Here is a 19795-nt window from a genome sequence, read left to right as displayed (position 1 = left end):
CATGAGCTGGGGAAATCGGCTGGGATATGATAGCGGGCGCGAATCGCGGCCGCGGATGACGGGGCCGCGGGCAGGGCTTCTAGGGAATCGGAATGGCATTGCGGAAATCATTGGTCTCCATGGCAGCGGATTCGTTCTTGAACGCCAAGGAGGAGATATTCCGCAGCGTGGACGACGCGGTGGAAATGCGTCGGGTGGGCGCTGAGTCCGCCATTCTCGAAACGCGGTTCTCGACCGCGGAGGACCTGTCGGACATCGTCAATCGCGTGCCGCTGGTGTTCCCGCGGCATGTGACGAATGTGATCGCCGAATTCGATCCGTTCGATTCGGGACTGGCCGATGTCGCCGATTCGGTCGATTCCGCGATTCGGGAGCAGCACCGTTCGCCGGAGGTGTCGCTTCAGCTCTGGCAGAGCGGCAGGACGGTCTACAAGTTCAATCGGCGCGAAGCCTGGGACGAGGCGGCGCAGGTGCTCACTGACCGCGGTTTCCAGGTGTCGAGGGCGGGCGCCGAGTACGCGGTGTCGGTCTGCTACACGCCGAAGACCGCGGTCGTCGGGTTCAACCGCATCGCCGACAGCCTGAGCTCCTGGCCCGGCGGCGAGGTGCGGCTGTCGCGCCCGGCGGAGCAGGTGTCGCGGGCCGAGTTCAAGCTCGAAGAGCTGTTCAAGGAGCACGGACTCCCGTTCGGGCACAGCGGGACCGCGCTCGATTACGGGGCCGCGCCCGGCGGCTGGACCAGGATTCTCGCCGAGCGCGGGTTCCGCACCACGGCCGTCGACCCCGGGGACCTGGACCCGGCGGTGCTCAAGCGCCCCGACGTCGTCCACGAGCGGACCACCGCGGGCAACTTCATCCGCGAGAGCGACCGGCGCTTCGACCTCATCGTCAACGACATGAAGATGAGCCCGACCAGGTCGAGCCAGTTGATGATCGACAGCCTCCCCCTGCTGAAGCGGCACGGCATGTGCATCGTGACGCTGAAGACCGGGAGCCACCATGTCCTCTCGCAGCTCGACGAGTCGTTCGCGATCCTGCGCCGGGGCTACACGGTCGAGTTCGCCCGGCAGCTGCGGCACAACCGGAACGAAGTGACCGTGGTGCTCCGGGCCCTGGACTGAGCGGACGATCCGCTCGGAGGCGGGCGCATAATCGTCCGAGGAGTACGGACCGATTGGAGTGCAACGGGTGTCGAGCAGTGAACCCGCCTACCTGGTCGCCGGGGCGACCGGGAACGTCGGCGGAGAAGTCGTCAAGGCGCTGGTCGCGCAGGGCCGCCGGGTGCGGGCGCTGGTGCGCGACGCGGGCCGCGCGAAGCTGCCGGAAGGAGCGGAGGCGGCGGTCGGGGACCTCGACCGGCCGGAGTCGCTGGAGCCCTGGCTCGGCGGGGTCGAGGCGGTGTTCCTGCTGCCCGGGTTCGCGGACATGCCCGGGGTGTACGAGCGGCTGCGCGCGGCCGGGGTCGAGCGCGTCGTGCAGTTGTCCGGGAGTTCCACCGACGTCGGGAATCCGGACAACGCGGTCACGGCGATGATGATCCGGTCCGAGGCCGCGGCCCGCGAGTCGGGGCTGCAATGGACCGCGTTGCGGCCCAGCGGGTTCATGTCGAACACGCTGCGCTGGCTGCCGCAGCTCCGCGAAGGGGACGTGGTCCGCGCGCCGTGGGGGGACATCCCCGTCGCCTGCATCGACCCGGCCGACATCGCCGCTGTCGCGGTCGCCGCGCTCACCGGCGACGCGCACGACGGGCGGGTCTACCGGCTCTCCGGCCCCAGGGCGATGGTCCCGGCCGAGCAGATCGCCGTCCTCGGCGAGGTGCTCGGCCGACCGCTCCGGTTCGAGGGCCTCACGCTGGAGGAGACCCGGGCGGAGCTGGAGGCGACCATGCCCGACAAGTACGTGCGGGCGTTCTGGGAGTTCTACGTGGACGGCACCCTCGACGAGTCCGGCGTGTTCCCCGACGTCGAGCGAGTGACCGGCCGCCCACCTCGAACCTTTGAGGAGTGGGCGCAGGCCCACTCGGGTGATTTCAGGTGATCGGCGGGCCCGTGGCCGAGCGGACCGCGGACCGGCGGGTGCCGGTGGTCGTGCTCGCGGGCCATCTCGGCGCGGGCAAGACGACGCTGCTCAACCACTTGCTGTGCCGCCCGGGCGCCCGGGTCGGCGTGGTGGTCAACGACTTCGGCGAGGTGAACGTGGACGCCGGGCTGGTGACCGGGCAGGTCGACGAGCCGGTCTCGATCGCCGGGGGCTGCCTGTGCTGCATCGAGGACCTGGGCGCGCTCGACGCGGCGCTGGAGCGGCTGACGCATCCCAGGTTCGGGCTGGACGTCGTGATCGTGGAGGCGAGCGGGATCGCCGAGCCCGGGGCGCTGGCGAAGATGGTCTACTTCAGCGGCGTCAAGCGGGTGCGGCCCGGCGGGGTGGTGGACGTGGTCGACGCCGTCGAGTACTTCAACACGGTGGACCGCAACACGAACCCGCCGTCCCGGTTCGCCGCCGCGACGCTCGCGGTGGTCAACAAGTGCGACCGGCTTCCGGAAGACAACGCAGAAGACGCGCTGAGCGCGATCGAGGCGCGCATCCGCACCGTCAACCCGGACATCCATATCGTGCGGACCTCAAGGGGCCGTGTCGATCCCGAGCTGGTGTACGACACGGCCTCGCCGGTCGACCCCGAGGACGAACTCCCCCTTGCCGCTCTGGCGCGCGAGGCGCACGGCCACGAGGCGGGGCATTCGCACGCGCGGTCGGTGACCGTGCGGACGGCCGGGCCGGTCGGCCCGGCCGCGCTCCTAGAGCTGCTGGAGCAGCCGCCGCCGGGCGCCTACCGCATGAAGGGCGTGCTCCCGGTGGCGACGGGGTCGCGGCCGCGCGGCGTCCTCGTGAACGTCGTGGGCGGCCAGATCGACATCGCCGCGCACCGGGCGGGTCCGGGCGGCGAGCTGGTCGCGATCGGGGCCCATTTGGACGCCGAGGCGGCGCGGCCCCGGATCGAGGCCGCGCTCGCGCCCGCGACCGGCGCCGATCCCGAGGGCCTGCGCAGGCTCATGCGGTATCGGCGCGAGGTCGGCTAGCCAAGGGCCTCAGTGGGATTCGCGGTGGACTTCGGCGCCGCTGGACCCCTGGAGGAAGTCGAGGTCGGCGCCGGTGTCGGCCTGGGTGACGTGGTCGATGTACAGGCGCTCCCAGCCGCGCGCGGGCTTCGCGTAGCCGTCGACGGTGGCGGTGTTGGGGACGCGGGCCGCGAGTTCGTCGGCGGGCACGTCGAGGTCGAGGCGCCGGGCGGCGACGTCGAGGATCACGGTGTCGCCCGTGCGGACCAGCGCGAGGGGCCCTCCGGCGGCGGCCTCGGGGGTGACGTGGAGGACGACGGTGCCGTAGGCGGTGCCGCTCATGCGCCCGTCGCAGATGCGGACCATGTCCCGGACCCCTTGGGCGAGCAGCTTCTTGGGCAGCGGCAGGTTGGAGACCTCCGGCATCCCGGGGTAGCCCTTGGGGCCGCAGCCGCGCAGGACGAGGACGGTGTCGGCGTCGACGTCCAGGTCGGGGTCGTCGATGCGGTCGCGGAAGTCCTCGATCGAGTCGAACACGAGGGCCCGGCCGCGGTGCTGGAGCAGGTGCGGGGAGGCCGCGGACGGCTTGACGAGGGCCCCGCCGGGGGCGAGGCTGCCGCGGAGCACGGCGATCCCGGCGGCCTTCTGGAGCGGTCGCTCACGCGGCGAGATGACGTCCTCGTCCCAGATCCGCGCTTCATCCAGGTAGGACACGAGCGGTTCGCCGGTGATGCTGAGCGCCTCGGGGTCGAGCAGGTCGCGGACCTCGCGCAGCACGGCGAGGAAGCCTCCGGCGCGATGGAGGTCGTCCATGAGGTACTTCCCCGCCGGGCGGAGGTTGACCAGGAGCGGCACGTCGGCGCCGATGCGGTCGAAGTCGTCGACGGTGAGGTCGATGCCGAGGCGCCCGGCGATGGCGAGGAGGTGGACGACCGCGTTGGTGGAGCCGCCGATGGCGGCGAGGGCGACGATCGCGTTGTGGAAGTTGGCCTTCGTGAGGAACGTGGAGGGGCGGCGGTCGGCGGCGATGAGGTCGACGGCGAGCTTTCCGGCGCCGTGGGCGGCTTCGAGGAGGCGCGCGTCGGGGGCGGGGGTCCCGGCAAGGCCGGGGACGGTCATGCCGAGGGCCTCGGCGACGAGCGCCATCGTGGAGGCCGTGCCCATGGTGTTGCAGTGGCCCTTGGAGCGGATCGTGGCCGACTCGGACTTGAGGAAGTCGGCCTGGCTGAGGGTCCCGGCGCGGACCTCCTCGGACAGGCGCCACACGTCGGTGCCGCAGCCGAGGGCCTCGCCGCGGAAGTGCCCGGTGAGCATCGGGCCGCCGGGGACGACGACGGCGGGCAGGTCGACCGAGGCGGCGGCCATGAGGAGCGCGGGGATGGTCTTGTCGCAGCCGCCGAGGAGGACGACGCCGTCGACGGGGTTGGCGCGGAGCATCTCCTCGGCGTTCATCGCGGTCATGTTGCGCCACAGCATGGCCGTGGGCTTGACGAGGGTCTCGCCGGGCGCGGTCACCGGCAGGTTCAGGGGGATGCCGCCCGCCTCGTAGACGCCGTGCTTGACGGACTGCGCGACCTCGTCGAGGTGGGCGTTGCAGGGCACCAGCTCGGAGGCGGTGTTCGCGATGGCGATCTGGGGGCGGCCCTGGAAGGCGCTGTAGGGCACGCCCCGGCGCATCCACGCCCGGTGGATGTACGCGTTCCGGTCGGTGCCCTCGTACCACTCGGCGCTCCGAAGTTGCGATTCCATGCCGTCTGCCTCCGCGTCGCTGCTCGGTTGAACGGATCACGGCGAGCATACGGTTGCCGAGGCAAAAAAGCGAGCCCTGATCGCGAGTGAATGTGCAACCGGATGTCGCCGAGGACGCGTCTTTCCGACAGCACGTGAATCGTTGTCCACAAAGGGAGACGAAATGGCGAGACGATCCACAATGGCTGTATTGGCGGCGGTCGGACTGGCGGTGGCCGCGAACCCCGTCCAGGCCGAGACCACCGCGCCCGAGGCCGGGACCGGGCCGCCGGAGACGGGGGCGATCATCCTGCCGACCGGCGACGAGATCCGGTTGACCGCCGACGGGCCCTTCATCACCGAGCCGGGCGCGGCCGGGGACGCCGCGTTCCACACCTCGCGGGAGCCCGACGGCGACCGGCTGGTCGTCCCGGTCGCGGCGGTGCCCGCACTCGCCGCAGGGGAGTTCTCCCTGGCGCAGTTCAACATCGACGCGCTGACGCGCCTGGGCGTCACCGACGCCCGCGAGCCGGGGACCGCGGCGCTGCTCGAAGCGGCCGAGGCCGAAGTCTCGCCGCAGGGCGGCGAGCCGGCGCTCGTCGCGGTCGACTTCACCGCGCTGTGGCCGGACGGCTCGGCGCCCGACGCGACCTTCCTGCGCTGGATCGACGTCGACACCGGCGAGTACACGTCAGCGATCGTCGACGGCGGGTCCGCGACGCTGGAACTGGCCCCCGGGCACTACCAGATGGTGCCCTCGATGGACCGGTACGAGGAGACCGCCACCATCGCGGGCGTCCTCGACCTGCACGTGGACGCCGACCCCGAGCCGGTGGTCTTCGACGGCGCCGCGGCGGTCCCGGCCGGGTTCGCGCTCGACCGCGAGACCGAGCCGCAGGCGTTCGAGTACACGGCGTTCTCCTACCTGCCGGGCACCCAGGACGGGGTGCAGGGCGGCATGTTCGGCGGCGGCGAGTGGGACCTGCAGGTCGTCCCGACCGATTTCGACCCGGAGAGCCGCGAGGTCGGCATGGAGCTGCGCCAGGAGTTCACCAGCCCCGCGGACGCCCCCGAGCCGTACTCCTACAGCCTCTACGGAAGTCACGACGAGGGGATTCCCGCCGACGCGGTGTTCCGCGTCCGCGACGAGGAGCTCGCGCGTCTCGACATGGACTACGACTCCATGGGCGTCGACGCCGAGATGTACCGCGTGAACCTCGCCGTCCACGACGTCCGCACCATGTCCGGGTACCTCGACAGCGGGCCCGTCGAGCTCCCGTCCGAGCGCACCGAGTTCTACACCGCCGACCCGCATCTGAGCTGGTCGCACATCGGGGTCATGGGCCTCGGCGCGGAGGAAGCGCCGACCGCCGACGTCATGCACCGCAGCGGGGTCCTCAAGCCCGGCTCGGTCACCGAGATCGGCTGGAACCAGGGCCCGGTGACGGTGGGCGTCGACCTCGCCGGGGCCGCGTACTACCTGCCGCGGTTCTACCGCTGGGAGGACGCGGATCTCCTGCTCACGAACCCCTCGATGCACTCCAGCGGCTCGCCCGACGAGGCGGTCAACACCTATGACACGCCGGGGCAGACGGTCCTGGCGCAGAACGGCCTGGGCGTCAACAAGTCCGAGTACGGCGGTTCGCTCGCGACCGAGCTGGCGCTGGTCCCCGCGGGCCGATACACGCTCTACAGCGAGTCGTATCGGAACGTGTCGTGGACGGACCTGGGGACCGCCTCGACCGCCGAGTGGTCGTTCGACACCGCCCCGAGCGGCGACGACGTCGCCCTGCCGGTCTCGGTGGTGGACTTCGACGCCGAGGGGATCGAGAACGGCTACGCCGACGCCGACGCGGTCCAGCAGGTCGAGCTGGACTACGCGACCCAGCCGGGCGCCGAGCAGCAGGTCTGCACGGCGATGACGTTCGAGGTCTCCTACGACGACGGCGCGACCTGGACGCCGGTCGCGATCGACCGCGACGGGAACCACGCCACGGCCGAGCTCGTCCACCCCGCGGGCGCCGAGTTCGTGTCGGTGCGGTTCACCGCCGCCGACGAGGCGGGCGGCACCGTCGCCCACTCGACGATCCGCTCCTACGGGCTGCGGTAGGCGGGGCGCCCGGCCCCCGGCGGGGCCGGGCGTCCGCCCTTGAGACGGATGCCACATGTCGTGACCGAGATGACGATGTCGATGCTGTCCGCGGCCGTGACGGGCGCATACGCTCGAATCGTGGATGCAATCCGAAGCGGGTACGACACCGGCGAACACGAGAGCATGGCGCCCGACGCGCACATGGTCGCGTACGCCCGCCAGATGCGCGAGGACTTCTCCCGCTTCATGATGGCGTACCAGTTCGGCGTGGAGGAAGTGCTCACCAAGGTGGGCATCCTGCGCAAGGAGTTCCTCTACCTGCACCGGTACAACCCCATCGAGCACATCACCTCGCGCATCAAGTCCCCCGAGAGCATCCTCGACAAGGTCGCCCGGCGCGGCCTCGCGCCCTCGCTCGACTCGATCCGCGAGCACATCACCGACATCGCGGGCGTGCGCATCACGTGCAGCTTCATCGCCGACACCTACCGGGTGCTCGACGCGCTCACCTCCCAGGACGACGTGCGGGTGCTCACCGTCAAGGACTACATCGCGCAGCCGAAGCCCAACGGGTACAAGAGCCTCCACGCGATCATCGAGATCCCCGTGTTCCTCTCCACCGGGCCCGTGCCCGTCACCGTCGAGGTCCAGATCCGCACCATCGCGATGGACTTCTGGGCGAGCCTGGAGCACAAGATCTTCTACAAGTACGACGGCGCGGTGCCCGCGCACCTGGCCGACGAGCTCTCCGAGGCCGCGGCGGCGGCCGAGCACCTCGACCGGCGCATGGAACAGCTCCACGCCGAGGTCCACGGCTCCCCCGCCGCCATCGCGAACGAGCCCGCCAGCACCGAGCTCGACGAGGCCCTGCTCCAGCGCCTCTGGGAGCTCTCGCAGCGGCACGCCGAGGCGAACTGACCCTTCCGCTACTTGGCGGTGCGGGCCGCCCGCGCCATGAGCTTGCGGACGGGGGCCAGGCGCATGGCGCGCATCGCCGTCTCGTTCATCCAGATGTGGCCCTTGGTGGGCGGCGCGAACTGGACCATGCCGCGCCGGGCGAGGGCCTGCCGCTTGCGGACCTCGGGGCGCAGATCCGTCTCCCATGAGGACAGTGCAGCTGGGATGCCGGCTTCCCGTTCGAGGGCGTCGCCGAGGCGGTCGGCGCCGCTCATCGCCAGGGCCGCACCGTATCCGGCGAAGAGGGTGACGCACCAGGCGGCGTCGCCGAGGAGGACGACGCGGCCGCGACTCCACGCGTCCATGCGGATCTGGGACGCGGAGTCGAAGTAGGCGGGGTCCGGATTCTCGCGCAGGCGGCGCAGGGCGTCGGGGACGCCGCCGCCGAGGTCGCCGAACGCGGTCGAGAGCGCTTGGGCCGCACCGAGTTCGAGTTGCGCGGCGGTGTCGTCGGTGCGGTAGGCGAAGAACGCGGAGGACCGGCCGGGGCCGAGGCTGATGAGGGCGGCGGTGCGGCCGACGCCGATGTACGTGGTGCCGGTGCCTTCATCCAGGCCGAGTGGGGGCCCGTCGAGCGGGAGGGCGCCGACCATGTGGCCCATGTCGACCAGGTGGTCGGCTTCAGGGCCGAAGACGAGCGCGCGGGTGGCGGAGTGGAGGCCGTCGGCGCCGACGAGGAGGTCGGCGTGCTCGGTGCGGCCGTCCGAGAGGACCGCGGTGACGCCGCCTGAGTCCTGGTCGATCGCGGTGACGGTGGTGCCGAAGCGGAACTCGGCGGTGTCTCGGACCGCTTGGTACAGCACGGTTTCGAGGTCGCCGCGGAAGACCGTGAGGGCGCGGGGCCCGACCGCGGCGGCCACGATCTCCTCGGGGACGGCGAACTTCGCGGTGCCGTCGGCGCTCACGATGATCGAGGTGAACAGGCCCAGGTCGCGCTCCTTGAGCGCTGGGACGAGGCCGAGGTGCTCGGCGGCGTCGAAGCCGCCGTCGACCAGGTTGATCATGTAGCCGCCGCTGCGGCGCTCGGGGGCGCGCTCGACCACGAGCGTGCGCCATCCGGCGCGGTGCAGGCGGAGGGCGGCGGCCAGACCGGCAATGCCCGCGCCGACGATCAGCGCGCGCCGCTGTCCCGGGGTTCCCATGTGCGTCTCCTCACGAGTATGAGCATGTGTTCATTCTCAGTATGAACGACTGCTCATTCTAGTTGCGCGCGGGTCGGGCCTCGCGTCGATACACTGGAGCGCGTGCCCCGAGGAATCGCGATCCCCCAGCTCAGGCAGCATCTGTTCGCCGCCGCGGACACCGTGGTGCTGCGCGAGGGCGCGGCGAAGCTCTCCGGGCGGGCCGTGACGGCGGAAGCCGGGGTCGCCACCGGGCTGATCCACACGCACTTCGCGGACTTCGACGGGTTCCTGGCCGCCTATGCGGTCGACCGGTCCTTCACGATCGCGGCCGCGCCCGCGTTCCATGAGCGCGTCGGCACCGGCGAGGTCGGAACGAACCTCGCCGACGGGCTCGCCGCGTTGCCGCGGCCGGGGCTCACGGCTCTGGCGCGGCTGCTGGCGATGCGGCCCGACCTGACGGCACGGGTCGAGGACGTCTTGGGCGCGGGCGGCTCGGGCTTCGACGCGGTCGAGCGCGCCGCCGCCGAATACCTCGCGGCGGAACAAGGCCTGGGCCGCTTGGCGGAGGCGGCCGATCCGGCGGCGCTGGCGCTGGCCGCGGTGAGCGTGCTGCACCGGCTCGTCCTCGCCGGGTCGGCGGACGCCGAACGGCTGCGGGACGCGGTCACGGCGCTGGTCGCGGGCACCGCGGGGGCGCACGGCGCCCTTTGACCCGCTAGCGCTTCGGCTCGAACCGCAGCGCGGTCGCGCCCGAGGCGAACTCCCGGCGGCCCACCAATTCCAGGTCGACGTAGGCGGCGAGGCCCTTGAACGGCGTGGGGCCGTGGCCCGCGATGCGCGGGTGGACGATGAACTCGTACTCGTCGATGAGCCCGGCGTCGGCCAGCGCGAGCGGCAGGGTCACGCCGCCGACGTAGAGGCCGTTCGTGTACTCGTCCTTGAGGCGCCGCACGGATTCGACGAGGTCCCCTTCCACGAGCTGCGCGTTCCAGTCGGGGTCGGCGAGGGTGCTGGAGACGACGTGCTTGGGCTTGGCGTCGATGGCCCGCGCGAACTCCGCGAGCGAGGGGGTCATCCAGTCGGGCAGGTCGCCGGATTCCGGCAGCCGCCAGGCCTCCTCCATCATCTGGTAGACGACGCGGCCGAAGAGGAGGGCGTCGGCGCGGTCGAGGATCTCGGCCGAGTATTCGTGCAGTTCGTCGTCGGCGATGCCGGTGCGGTGGTCGGCACAGCCGTCCACAGTGACGTTGATCGAGTATCTGAGAGCTCCCATGGCCGGAGCGTAGCAACGGGGGCCGACACGGGCCGGGTCTTCGCGGTGGCGCGGCGGGGGCCGTTCGGGTGGTCGGATTGTCCAGTCGGTTCGCGGTTTCGCTGGCATGAAGTGCACTGATCTACCAGTCGGAGGCGGCACTCTTGCCAATGTCTGGCGGATGCGGTGTCCTTAGCGCGTCATCGGATGGAGGAGGCGACTTGGCGTACTACCGCAGCATCGGGAGCGTGCCGCCGAAGCGGCACACCCAGCACCGCATGCCCGACGGCGGCCTGTACCGCGAGGAGCTCATGGGCGAGGAGGGGTTCTCCTCGGACTCCTCGCTGCTCTACCACTCCGGGATCCCCTCGGCGATCGTGGACGCGTCGGAGTGGGAGGTGCCGGGGCAGGCCACGGAGGAGCACCGGCCGCTCAAGCCTCGGCATTTCAAGCTGCACGAGCTGACCGAGCCGGACTGGAAGGCGGTCGACGCGGTCACCGGGCGCCGGCTCGTGCTGGGCAACGCGGACGTGCGGATCTCCTATGTGGTCGCTGGCGAGGTGTCGCCGTTGTACCGCAATGCGGTCGGGGACGAGTGCGTGTACGTCGAGTCGGGGGCGGCGGCCGTGGAGACGGTGTTCGGGGTGCTGAGCGCGCGCCGGGGGGATTACGTCGTCATCCCCCGCGCGACGACCCACCGGTGGGTTCCGGCCGGGCCGGAGCCGCTGCGGCTGTATGCGATCGAGGCGAACTCGCACATCACGCCCGCGAAGCGGTACCTGTCGCGGTACGGGCAGCTGCTGGAGCACGCCCCGTTCTGCGAGCGGGACCTCCACGGACCGGACGAGCCGTTCACCGTCGAGGGCGAGGACGTCGAGGTGCTCGTCAAGCATCGCGGGTCGCGCGGCATCACCGGGACCAGGTACGTGTACGCGACCCACCCGTTCGACGCGGTCGGCTGGGACGGGTGCCTGTACCCGTACACGTTCAACATCGAAGACTTCGAGCCGATCACCGGCCGCGTGCACCAGCCGCCGCCCGCGCACCAGGTGTTCGAGGGGCGGAACTTCGTGATCTGCAACTTCGTGCCGCGCAAGGTGGACTACCACCCGCTGGCCGTCCCCGTCCCGTACTACCACTCCAACGTGGACTCGGACGAGGTGATGTTCTACTGCGGCGGGGACTACGAGGCGCGCAGGGGATCGGGGATCGGGCAGGGCTCGGTCAGCCTGCACCCGGGCGGGCACAGCCACGGCCCGCAGCCGGGGGCGATGGAGCGGTCGCTCGGCGCGGAGTTCTTCGACGAGCTGGCGGTCATGGTCGACACGTTCCGGCCACTAGAGCTCGGCGAGGGCGCCGCGGCCAGCGAGGACCCGGGGTACGCGTGGACGTGGGCGGGCCGGGGGCCGCGTTGATCCCCGCGTTCACGGTCGGCCTCTTCGACGACGCCGCGGTCTTCCCGCCGGGGAACGCGCCGCTGGCGCTCGCGGTCCGCGCGTACGGGGCGCGGCGGCGCGTCTGGTACGCCGGTCTCGTCGGACCCCTGGTGCTCCCGGCGTCGGCGCTCCCCCGGCTCGCGCCGCTGCTGCCCGCGGGGGACCCGGTCCTGCCGCTCGCGGTGACGTTCCCCGACGGCCTCGCGGGCATCCCCGCGGCCCTGGGGAACGCGGCGCTGCTGCCGGTCGAGGTCCGCTCGCTGGAGGTCGCCGTGCCCGAGGGCGCGGCGCCGGAGGCGTTCCTCGCGGACCTCGACGCGGCACTGGAGGACGCCCCCGATCTGGAGGTATGCGTGGAGGTGCCGCGCGACGGGCGGCGGCTGCCGCTCATCGCGGCGATCCCCAAGGGGTGCAAGGCGAAGTTCCGCACCGGCGGCGTCCGCGCCGAGCTGTACCCCGGCGAGGCCGAACTCGCCGAGGGCATCGCGGCGGCGGTCGCGGTCGGGCTGCCGTTCAAGGCCACCGCGGGACTCCACCACGCGGTGCGGAACACCGACGCCGCCCACGGTTTCGAGCAGCACGGGTTCCTCAATCTGCTCCTGGCCACCGACGCGCTCCTGCACGGCGGCACGGAGACCGAGGCTCGTGCGCTGCTGGCCGAACGCGACGACGACGCCGTCGCGGACCACGTGGCCGACCTGACCGAGGCGCGGGTGCGGGACGCGCGGGCGGCGTTCACGTCGTTCGGCACGTGCAGCATCACCGAACCGCTCGACGAGCTGATCGGCCTCGGCCTGGTCGGCGTCCCCGACCACCACCATGAGGGAATTGCATGAGCCGCATCGCGATCCCGGACGGCTCGCCGTTCGGGCCCGACAACCTGCCCTACGGCGTGTTCTCCACAAAGGAGGGAACGCGGCGGGTCGGGGTGCGCGTCGGCGACACCGTCGCCGACCTGTCGCTCCTGCTGGACGACCCGGTGTTCGCGGCCCCCACGCTGAACCCGTTCATGGCGCAGGGGCCCCGGCGCTGGGCCGAGGCGCGCGTGCGCCTCCGCGCCGCCGTCGAGGGCCAGGTGCCGAAGCAGGCGCTGCACCCGCTGCGCGAGGTCCGGATGCACCTGCCGTTCGAGGTCGGCGACTACGTGGACTTCTACGCCTCCGAGCACCACGCCGCGAACCTCGGCCGCCTGTTCCGGCCCGGCCAGGAACCGTTGATGCCCAACTGGAGGCACCTCCCGGTCGGGTACCACGGGCGCGCGGGCACGGTGGTCGTCTCCGGCACCGGCGTCGTGCGCCCCTGCGGGCAGCGCAAAGCCCCTGACGAGGCGGCCCCGACCTACGGACCGAGCCGCAGGCTCGACATCGAGGCCGAACTCGGATTCGTCGTCGGCACCGGATCGGCGCTGGGGCGGCGGATCGACGTCGACGACTTCGCCGAGCACGTCTTCGGCGCGGTCCTGGTCAACGACTGGTCCGCCCGCGATCTGCAAGCCTGGGAGTACGTGCCGCTGGGCCCGTTCCTCGGCAAGAGCTTCGCGACCTCGGTGTCCCCGTGGGTCGTTCCCCTTGCGGCCCTTGAACACGCCCGCGTGCCGCTCCCCGGCCAGATCCCCGCCCCGCTGCCGTACCTGCGCGGCGGCGAGGACTGGGGCCTCGACGTCGACTTCGACGTCGAATGGAACGGCGAGCGCGTCTCCCGCCCGCCCTACCGCGAGATGTACTGGTCCCCCGCCCAGATGCTCGCCCACCTCACCGTCAACGGCGCCTCCACCCGCACCGGCGACCTCTTCGCCTCCGGCACGATCTCGGGCCCCGCGAAGCACCAACGGGGCGCGTTCATCGAACTCACCTGGGGCGGCACCGAACCGGTCACCGTCAAGGGCGAGGAGCGCACGTTCCTCCTCGACGGCGACGAGGTCGTCATCAGTGCGACCGCTCCCGGCCCGGACGGCGCCCGGATCGGCTTCGGAACGGTCGCCGGAACGATCCTGCCCGCGGTCTCGGACGGGCCCTAGACCGGTTCGGCCGCCTCGCGGCGGCCTTCCTCGCGGGCCTCTTCGAGGAGGTGTTCGAGACGGGCCTTGGAGCGGCGGCGGCCCCACAGGCTCGACCCGATCAGCAGGCCGATGCCCGCCAGCGCGATGAGCTGCGGCCACGGGACGGCCCAGAATCCGGCGTCGGCCGTGGCCGTGTCGACCGGGGTGCCTTCGCCTTCGCCCGCCACAACCGGGGTCACGTTGAGCGTGGCGGGTACGAACACCGAGGGCCACACGTCGTCCACGGTGACGGTGAAGCGGCGCTCATCCCCCGGCATCAGCTCCTGGTCGATCTCCTCGGGGCCGGGGAACGCGGCCTCCCGACCGGCGGCAGTCGCGGCGCCGGTCACCAGGAGGCGGGCGTTGCCGGTGTTCACCACCGTGAACGTCACCTGCGCCCGGCCGGGGGCGAGTGGGTTCCACGACAGGGCGTACGAGGACGACACGTCCTCAATGGAGGCGGAGGGCGCCAGCGCCCCGGTCACGCGGGTCATGACGCGGAAGCCGACGCGGGACTCCACGCCCACGGTGGCGCCGTCCTCGCCGGCCTGCTCCGACAGTACGGAGGCGGCGATGCCCGCGGCGTGGTCGCCGGGGGTCGCGTTGTCGGGCACGGTGGTCGTGAACGGCACGACGGCGGTCTCGTCGGGGCCGACCGCGACCTCCTCCTGCACCTCGATCCAGAGCCCTGCGTCCGTTGAGGGCTCATCGGAGGGCAGCATGCTGAAGCGGCCGTTGTCCTGGAAGAAGCCGTCGGCCGCGGAGAGGCGGAACACCACCTCCGTGTCGGAGAGGTTGTGGACCGCCATGTACTCGGTCGCGGCCTCGCCCGGGTCGAGTTCCTGTTCGACCCAGGCGCGGCCGTCCTCGCCCGACGCGTCGGCGGGGCGGACCGACCACGTGACGGTGCCTTCGCCGTCCGATTGCGCGGTGGCGGGAGCGGCCGCCAGCAGCAGGGACGCCGCGGCGAGGAGCAGGGCGCGGGCCGCGGGTGTCGGGGAAGCCATCGTCGGCCTTTCGGTGGTCGGGCGGCGGGCACCCGGCGGTGCCCGCCGGGTCCTCATTCGAACAGGGACAGGGTGATCGTCGAGGTGTAGTCGCCGGGCTCGGTGTCGGCGGGGACCTGCAAGGTGAGTTCCGCGCCGGCCTGCCAGGTGCCGATCGCCTCGTCGCTGGTGAGGGCCATCGCGAGGAGTTCGCGGCCCTGGAGGCCGACGTTGTTCGGGTCCGCTTCGGTGTCGAGCGCGGGGGCGACGTCGGGGCCGACCGCGACGGCGCCGGAGCCGTCGTCGGCGAGGGTCGGCGACCAGCCGAGGTTCTCGGCGCCGATGGGGTCCTGGCCCGCGTCGCCGGTGAAGCTCGACGCCGTGCCCTCGACCCACCAGAACGCGCCGTCGGGGATCTCGTCGGCCGAGCGCGTGTCGGTCACGGTCACGGTGGGCAGGTCGCCGGTGAACTGGCGGACCGTGCCGGTCGAGCCGTCCTCCACCAGGGTCGCCGTCGTGCCGTCGACGCTCATGGCGAGGACGCCTTCGTCGAGGTCCTCGATCGCCACGTTCACGTCCACGTCGGAGCCGGAGCCGACCTGGTCCTGCGCGAACGCCGCGCCCGCGACGCCGGCGAGCATCGCGCCGCCGACCGCGGCCACCGAGGCCCGTTTCACCATTCCACGATTCATCAGGGGTCCTTTCAAGGATCGGACCGGGGGGCGCGGTTCGCCCCCCGGATTCAGCCGCATGACGCGGCGGCGTACGCGGTCGTCCGCGTGAAGGAGTTGCCGTCGGTGTCGGTGGCGGTCACGGTCACCGTTCCCGCGGCGACCGCTGCCGCGCGGGTCGTGAACGCGCTCGACAGGACGCCGCCGGAGCCGAGGGCTCGGAACGTCTTGTCGCCGTAGGGGGTCGAGACGCGGAGGCCCACGGTGCGGTCGCTGTCGTTGCCCACCTGCACGGTGAGCACGACTTTTCCTGCGACGCACCGCGATCCGAGCGTGACCGAGATTTCGGGGCCGACGGGTTGCGGTGCGACACTGGTGAGGGTCGGCTCGACGGTCTGGAACAGGCCGTCCTCGCCGATGTCGAGGGCGTCGATCGTGGTCTCGCGGTGGGTGCCGTCGCCGCCGGAGAGCGCGAACCGGTGGTAGGCGATGTACCAGTCGTCCGTGCCGGGCACGTTGATGATCGAGCTGTGGCCGGTGGCGCGGATGCCGAGCGAGGGGTCCTTCTGGAGGATCACGCCGCGGTAGGTCCACGGTCCGTCGAGGCTCGTCGCCGTCGCGTATCCGACGCGGTAGTTCTCCGAGCCGGTGTCGTCGATGGAGTACGTCAGGTGGTACAGGCCCTCGCGGTAGTTGAGGAAGATGCCCTCGCGGAAGTCGGTCAGGCCCGAGATCCGCTTGTAGGAGCCGGGTCTGATCGACGTCATGTCGTCGTTCAGCTCGGCGATGACCGGGCCGTTCGTCGGACCGCCGTTGCCCCACGCGAGGTAGTACTTCCCGGTGACGGGGTCGTGGAACGCCGCGGGGTCGATGGCCTGGCCGGAGGTGACCGCCTCGTTGTTGAGGATCATCGCGTTCGGCTGGGCGGTGAACGGGCCCTCGGGGCTGTCGGCGACCGCGACGCCGATGGTCTTGCGGTTCAAGGCGGTGTTGTGGCCGCTGAAGTAGAAGTAGTACTTCCCGTCGCGCTCGATGATCGTCGGCGCCCACGCGTTGCCGCTGGCCCATGGGACGTCGCCGTTCGCGCCGTCGAGGGTGAGGATCGGCTCCTCGGAGCGCGTCCAGTCGACGAGGTCCTTCGAGGACCACACGTAGAAGTCCTTGCCGCCCCAGCCGGAGTAGCCGTCGGTGGTCGCGTAGAGGTAGTAGGTGTCGCCGAAGACGGCGATGTTCGGGTCCGCGTAGAGGCCGGGCAGAACCGGGCTGTTCACGATCTGGGCGGAGAAGGTCCACACCGTGGATTCGCCGCCCGACGTGACCGTGTACTGCACGGGCTCGGTGAGGTCCACGACGGTGCCGGAGGCGGGCGATGCCGTTGCGCCCGTGGCGGTCGTGAACGTCGGCGCGAGCGAGGCGACGTCGGTGCCCGGGACGACCGGGATGACGACGGTGTGCGCGTCCATGTCGATGAGCGGGGCCGTCGCGAGCGCAGCGGGGTCGGTGAGGGACACGTCGGTGACGGCGCCCGTGGCGCCCGCCCGGTCGAGGACCTCGCCCGGGCTCAGAGCGCGGTCGTAGATCGCGAAGGACCGGAACCTGCCCTTGAAGCGGCCGTCCTGCTCGTAGAGCGAGCGGCCGAGGTAGTTGGCCCAGGTCTCGCCGCCGGAGATGTCGCCGGGGTCGACGGTGACGTCGTCCTTGGTGGAGACGAGCACGCCGTCGAGGTAGAGGCGGGCCGTGTCGCCTTGGAGCGTGTAGGTGAGGTGGGCCCAGCGGCCTCGCGGGAGCGCGGAGCCGGAGCTCACGGTCTGCTCGTTCGTGTAGGTGCTGGTGGTGATGCTGGTGCGGTACGAGCCGTTGCCGGTGGTGAAGAGGTAGCCGCGCCCGCTGCCCGCGGCGTCGGTGTTGCCGAGGCCCCAGATGAAGTAGTTGCCGGACTGGGCGGTGTCGACCCACACGTCGGCGTCGACGGAGATGTCGGTGAGCCCGGCCATGAGGTCGTCGGGCAGGTCCACGTAGTCGTCGGTGCCGTCGAAGGACAGTGCGCCGTCGCTCCAGGTGGCGCCGTTGATCGTCGCGTCCCGGCCGTTGCCGGAGGCGTCGGCGAGGGTCGTGCCCGAGCCTCCCGCGAAGTCGTAGTCCACGACCTGGCCGTCCTCGTTGGAGGAGATCGGGGCGCGGCCCTCGTAGAGGCCCGCGAGTTCGTCGGCGGTCACGGGGATGACGGTGCCGTGGCGCGGGCTCGCGGGGAGGTCGTAGTCCTCGGCGACGGTCCAGCCGCCGGTGGCGATGTCGTCGGTGGTCAGCGGGATGTAGCCGCGGCCGCCGTACTCGTCGACGAAGAGGTAGTGCTTGCCGCCGCCGTTGACGTCGCCGGGGTTGGCCTGGAAGATCGAGGGGCCTTCGACGGCGCTCGTGCCGGCGTCGCGGCCGATGCACGAGTCGATCATGGTCCACTCGTCGAGCGGGGCGCGCAGCGAGGTCGAGGACTCCTGGATGATGTCGGAGCAGCCGGTGGTCCCGGCGCCCTCGTCCTTGGTGAAGCGGTAGTAGACGCCGTCGTCGAGGGTGACGGTGGAGTCGATGCGGGACATGCCGTCCTGCCAGATCCGCGGCTCGCTGAAGGTGGTGAAGTCGCGGGTCGTCGCGTACATCATGCGGTTGTAGGTGTTCCCGGTGTGGGCCGGGTCGTCCTCTTCGTACAGTTTCGAGGCCCAGAACACCACGTACGCGCCGAGGTCGGTGTCGTAGTAGGCCTCGGGGGCCCAGGTGTTGCCCGCGGTCTCGGGCGAGACGAGGACGTGCCGCTGCGCCGACCAGTTCACGAGGTCGTGCGACTCCCACACTTCGAGGTACCGGCTCCCCTGGCGCTGGGAGGTGTCCCAGGAGGTGCCGGAGCCGATCGAGAGGTCGGTGGCGATGAGGTAGAACGTGTCGCCCTCGGGCGAGCGGATGATGAACGGGTCGCGCAGGCCCTGCTCGCCGTACTGCGAGGACAGGACGGGGAGGCCGCCGTTCAGCTCGTTCCAGGCGAGGGCGTTGTTGCCGTCGCTCGCGGCGAAGTGGATGTTCTCGCCCGCGACGGTGTTGCCGGTGAAGTACGCGAAGGCGTAGCCCTCGTACTCGGACTGCTCGTGCGCGGCGCGCACGGTGAGCGGGAACTCGCGGGTCAGGCCGCCGACGCTCGCGGTGAGGACCACGTCCTGGTCGGCGGCGCCGCGGGTGACGACGCCGGGCGCGATGTCGCCGTCGGCGACGGTGGAGACGACGCCTTCGGGGGACGCGGTCCAGGCGATGGCGCCGCCGGTGACGGCGCCGGTCTGCGGGAGGTCGATGTTGCCGCGGATGTCGTCCGCGTCGGGGATGGTGATCGCGTCGAGGTCGGCCTGGTAGTCGGCCTCGCCGGTGGCGGGGACGGTGGCGGTGAACTCGCGGGTGGCGGTGGCCGAGCCCTTGACGGCGGTGGCGGTGAGCGTCACTTCGGCTGCGCCGCTGGCGGGTCGCGTGACCTGGCCGCTGTCGGAGATGACGGCCTCGTCGCTGCTGGCCCAGGTGATCGCGGAGCCGTTGGGGGCCGCGGTCGGGAGGGTCAGGTCGGCGGTGACGTTCGCGAGGTCGCCGAGGTCGATCGCGTCGAGGTCGCGCTGCGCGCGGGTCTCGTCGGAGGGCTGGAGCGCCGCGACCTCGGCGGCGGTGAGCGCCGTGTCGTAGATGCGGAAGTCGCGCACGCTGCCCGCGAGGTACTTGTCGGCCGAGTAGTTGGAGCGTCCGATGTAGTTCGCGGTGGTCGTGCCGCCGCCGATCTGCGCGGGCGTGATCGTGACGGCGGTGTTCTGCGCGACCTGGACGCCGTCGAGGTAGACCGTGGCGGTGTCGGTGGCGTCGTCGAGGGTGTAGGTGATCGTCTTCCACACGCCGCGTGCGAGGTTCGCGCCGCTCGTGGTGTTCTGCTCCCCCGACCAGTTGCCGGTGGTGATGGCGGTGCGGTAGGCGTTGCCGGTGGAGAACAGGTAGCCGGTGCCGGAGCTGGAGGACGCGGGGTTGCCGAGGCCGTAGATGAAGTACGGCGTGCCCTGCTCGGCCCGGACGAGGACCTCGGTGCTCACGGTGATCGAGGTGAGCCCGGCGAGGAGGTCGTTCGGGAGTTTGACGTGGTCGTCGGCGCCGTCGAGGCGGAAGCCTTCGCCGCCGGTGAGGGTCGCGCCGCCCGCGATGACGGCGTCGTGGCCGTTCCCGGAGCTGTCGGCGGCGACCGTGCCGCTGGTCTCGTCGAGCGCGTAGTGGGCGACGAGGTGGTCGTCCGGTGCGGCCTGGGCCGCGGTGGCCCCTGAGACGGCTATGCCGAGTGCCGTTGCGGCGGCCAGGGAGCGGAGCGTGAACCGGCTCGCGCGGGTTGAGGCGACCATGCGCTCTCCTTCGAGGGAAGCGGCAACATCATTGTTACCGGTATCAGAT

Annotated in this window: 15 protein-coding genes; 9 read left to right on the top strand and 6 right to left on the bottom strand. The window is 71.5% G+C overall.

Annotated elements, in window-relative coordinates; translation table 11 throughout:
* The first annotated feature begins 137 nt into the window (after window positions 1-137).
* The 3 genes from WA640_RS10870 to WA640_RS10860 all read left to right on the top strand — a co-directional run bounded on the left by WA640_RS10870 (window position 138) and on the right by WA640_RS10860 (window position 3077).
* A complete protein-coding gene (locus WA640_RS10870) occupies window positions 138-1121 on the top strand; it encodes an SAM-dependent methyltransferase (protein WP_335987666.1) in 984 nt (327 codons plus the stop codon).
* A gap of 67 nt (window positions 1122-1188) precedes the next feature.
* Window positions 1189-2037 carry an NAD(P)H-binding protein gene (locus WA640_RS10865; protein WP_335987665.1) on the top strand — a complete coding sequence of 283 codons (849 nt, stop codon included), beginning with the start codon at window positions 1189-1191 and terminating at the stop codon, window positions 2035-2037.
* A gap of 11 nt (window positions 2038-2048) precedes the next feature.
* Window positions 2049-3077 carry a CobW family GTP-binding protein gene (locus WA640_RS10860; RefSeq protein WP_335987664.1) on the top strand — a complete coding sequence of 343 codons (1029 nt, stop codon included), beginning with the start codon at window positions 2049-2051 and terminating at the stop codon, window positions 3075-3077.
* A gap of 9 nt (window positions 3078-3086) precedes the next feature.
* Here the strand turns inward: WA640_RS10860 and WA640_RS10855 are convergent, their stop codons facing one another.
* Entirely contained in the window at window positions 3087-4805 is a 1719-nt protein-coding gene (locus WA640_RS10855) for a dihydroxy-acid dehydratase (protein WP_335987663.1), read from the bottom strand.
* A 190-nt stretch (window positions 4806-4995) separates the two neighbouring features.
* Here WA640_RS10855 and WA640_RS10850 point away from each other — a divergent pair, with 190 nt between their 5' ends.
* Both WA640_RS10850 and WA640_RS10845 read left to right on the top strand, forming a co-directional pair.
* A complete protein-coding gene (locus tag WA640_RS10850) occupies window positions 4996-6894 on the top strand; it encodes a hypothetical protein (protein WP_335987662.1) in 1899 nt (632 codons plus the stop codon).
* Window positions 6895-7059: 165 nt separating this feature from the next.
* Window positions 7060-7794 carry a GTP pyrophosphokinase gene (locus WA640_RS10845; RefSeq protein ID WP_442904744.1) on the top strand — a complete coding sequence of 245 codons (735 nt, stop codon included), beginning with the start codon at window positions 7060-7062 and terminating at the stop codon, window positions 7792-7794.
* Between the two features lie 8 nt (window positions 7795-7802).
* Here the strand turns inward: WA640_RS10845 and WA640_RS10840 are convergent, their stop codons facing one another.
* A complete protein-coding gene (locus WA640_RS10840; protein ID WP_335987660.1) occupies window positions 7803-8975 on the bottom strand; it encodes an FAD-dependent oxidoreductase in 1173 nt (390 codons plus the stop codon).
* A gap of 102 nt (window positions 8976-9077) precedes the next feature.
* Here WA640_RS10840 and WA640_RS10835 point away from each other — a divergent pair, with 102 nt between their 5' ends.
* The gene (locus WA640_RS10835) at window positions 9078-9668 is read left to right on the top strand and encodes a TetR/AcrR family transcriptional regulator (RefSeq protein ID WP_335987659.1); all 591 of its coding nucleotides are present in this window, start codon (window positions 9078-9080) and stop codon (window positions 9666-9668) included.
* Between the two features lie 4 nt (window positions 9669-9672).
* Here the strand turns inward: WA640_RS10835 and WA640_RS10830 are convergent, their stop codons facing one another.
* Window positions 9673-10230, bottom strand: coding sequence for a dihydrofolate reductase family protein (locus tag WA640_RS10830; RefSeq protein WP_335987658.1), 558 nt, complete (start codon window positions 10228-10230; stop codon window positions 9673-9675).
* 200 nt (window positions 10231-10430) lie between these two features.
* Between WA640_RS10830 and WA640_RS10825 the strand changes: the two genes are divergently transcribed.
* From WA640_RS10825 to fahA, 3 genes are read left to right on the top strand one after another with little or no spacing between them, the layout of a single operon-like run.
* A complete protein-coding gene (locus WA640_RS10825) occupies window positions 10431-11624 on the top strand; it encodes a homogentisate 1,2-dioxygenase (RefSeq protein WP_335987657.1) in 1194 nt (397 codons plus the stop codon).
* Entirely contained in the window at window positions 11594-12481 is an 888-nt protein-coding gene (locus tag WA640_RS10820) for a hypothetical protein (RefSeq protein WP_335987656.1), read from the top strand. Before WA640_RS10825 ends, WA640_RS10820 begins: the two co-directional genes overlap by 31 nt.
* The gene (gene fahA, locus WA640_RS10815; RefSeq protein ID WP_335987655.1) at window positions 12478-13662 is read left to right on the top strand and encodes a fumarylacetoacetase; all 1185 of its coding nucleotides are present in this window, start codon (window positions 12478-12480) and stop codon (window positions 13660-13662) included. Before WA640_RS10820 ends, fahA begins: the two co-directional genes overlap by 4 nt.
* Here fahA and WA640_RS10810 read toward each other — a convergent pair.
* Genes WA640_RS10810 through WA640_RS10800 form a run of 3 tightly spaced genes read right to left on the bottom strand, consistent with a single transcriptional unit; the run spans window position 13659 to window position 19746 of the window.
* On the bottom strand, window positions 13659-14690 hold the full coding sequence (locus WA640_RS10810) for a WxL protein peptidoglycan domain-containing protein (protein ID WP_335987654.1): 1032 nt from the start codon (window positions 14688-14690) through the stop codon (window positions 13659-13661). The genes fahA and WA640_RS10810 overlap by 4 nt on opposite strands.
* 53 nt (window positions 14691-14743) lie before the next feature.
* The gene (locus WA640_RS10805) at window positions 14744-15361 is read right to left on the bottom strand and encodes a hypothetical protein (RefSeq protein WP_335987653.1); all 618 of its coding nucleotides are present in this window, start codon (window positions 15359-15361) and stop codon (window positions 14744-14746) included.
* A 50-nt stretch (window positions 15362-15411) separates the two neighbouring features.
* Window positions 15412-19746, bottom strand: a complete 4335-nt coding sequence (locus tag WA640_RS10800) for a family 43 glycosylhydrolase (RefSeq protein ID WP_335987652.1) — start codon at window positions 19744-19746, stop codon at window positions 15412-15414.
* Between the last annotated feature and the right edge of the window lie 49 nt (window positions 19747-19795).

This window comes from Glycomyces sp. MUSA5-2 (assembly GCF_037034145.1).
Taxonomy (GTDB): Bacteria; Actinomycetota; Actinomycetes; order Mycobacteriales; family Micromonosporaceae; genus Glycomyces; species Glycomyces artemisiae.
This window is presented reverse-complemented; position numbering and strand designations above follow the sequence as displayed.

Coding starts and splice junctions, on each gene's coding strand:
- WA640_RS10855 (WP_335987663.1), bottom strand. CDS start 4,805: ATGGAATCGCAACTTCGGAGCGCCGAGTGGTACGAGGGCACCGACCGG.
- WA640_RS10845 (WP_442904744.1), top strand. CDS start 7,060: ATGGCGCCCGACGCGCACATGGTCGCGTACGCCCGCCAGATGCGCGAG.
- WA640_RS10840 (WP_335987660.1), bottom strand. CDS start 8,975: ATGGGAACCCCGGGACAGCGGCGCGCGCTGATCGTCGGCGCGGGCATT.
- WA640_RS10830 (WP_335987658.1), bottom strand. CDS start 10,230: ATGGGAGCTCTCAGATACTCGATCAACGTCACTGTGGACGGCTGTGCC.
- fahA (WP_335987655.1), top strand. CDS start 12,478: ATGAGCCGCATCGCGATCCCGGACGGCTCGCCGTTCGGGCCCGACAAC.
- WA640_RS10810 (WP_335987654.1), bottom strand. CDS start 14,690: ATGGCTTCCCCGACACCCGCGGCCCGCGCCCTGCTCCTCGCCGCGGCG.
- WA640_RS10805 (WP_335987653.1), bottom strand. CDS start 15,361: ATGAATCGTGGAATGGTGAAACGGGCCTCGGTGGCCGCGGTCGGCGGC.
- WA640_RS10800 (WP_335987652.1), bottom strand. CDS start 19,746: ATGGTCGCCTCAACCCGCGCGAGCCGGTTCACGCTCCGCTCCCTGGCC.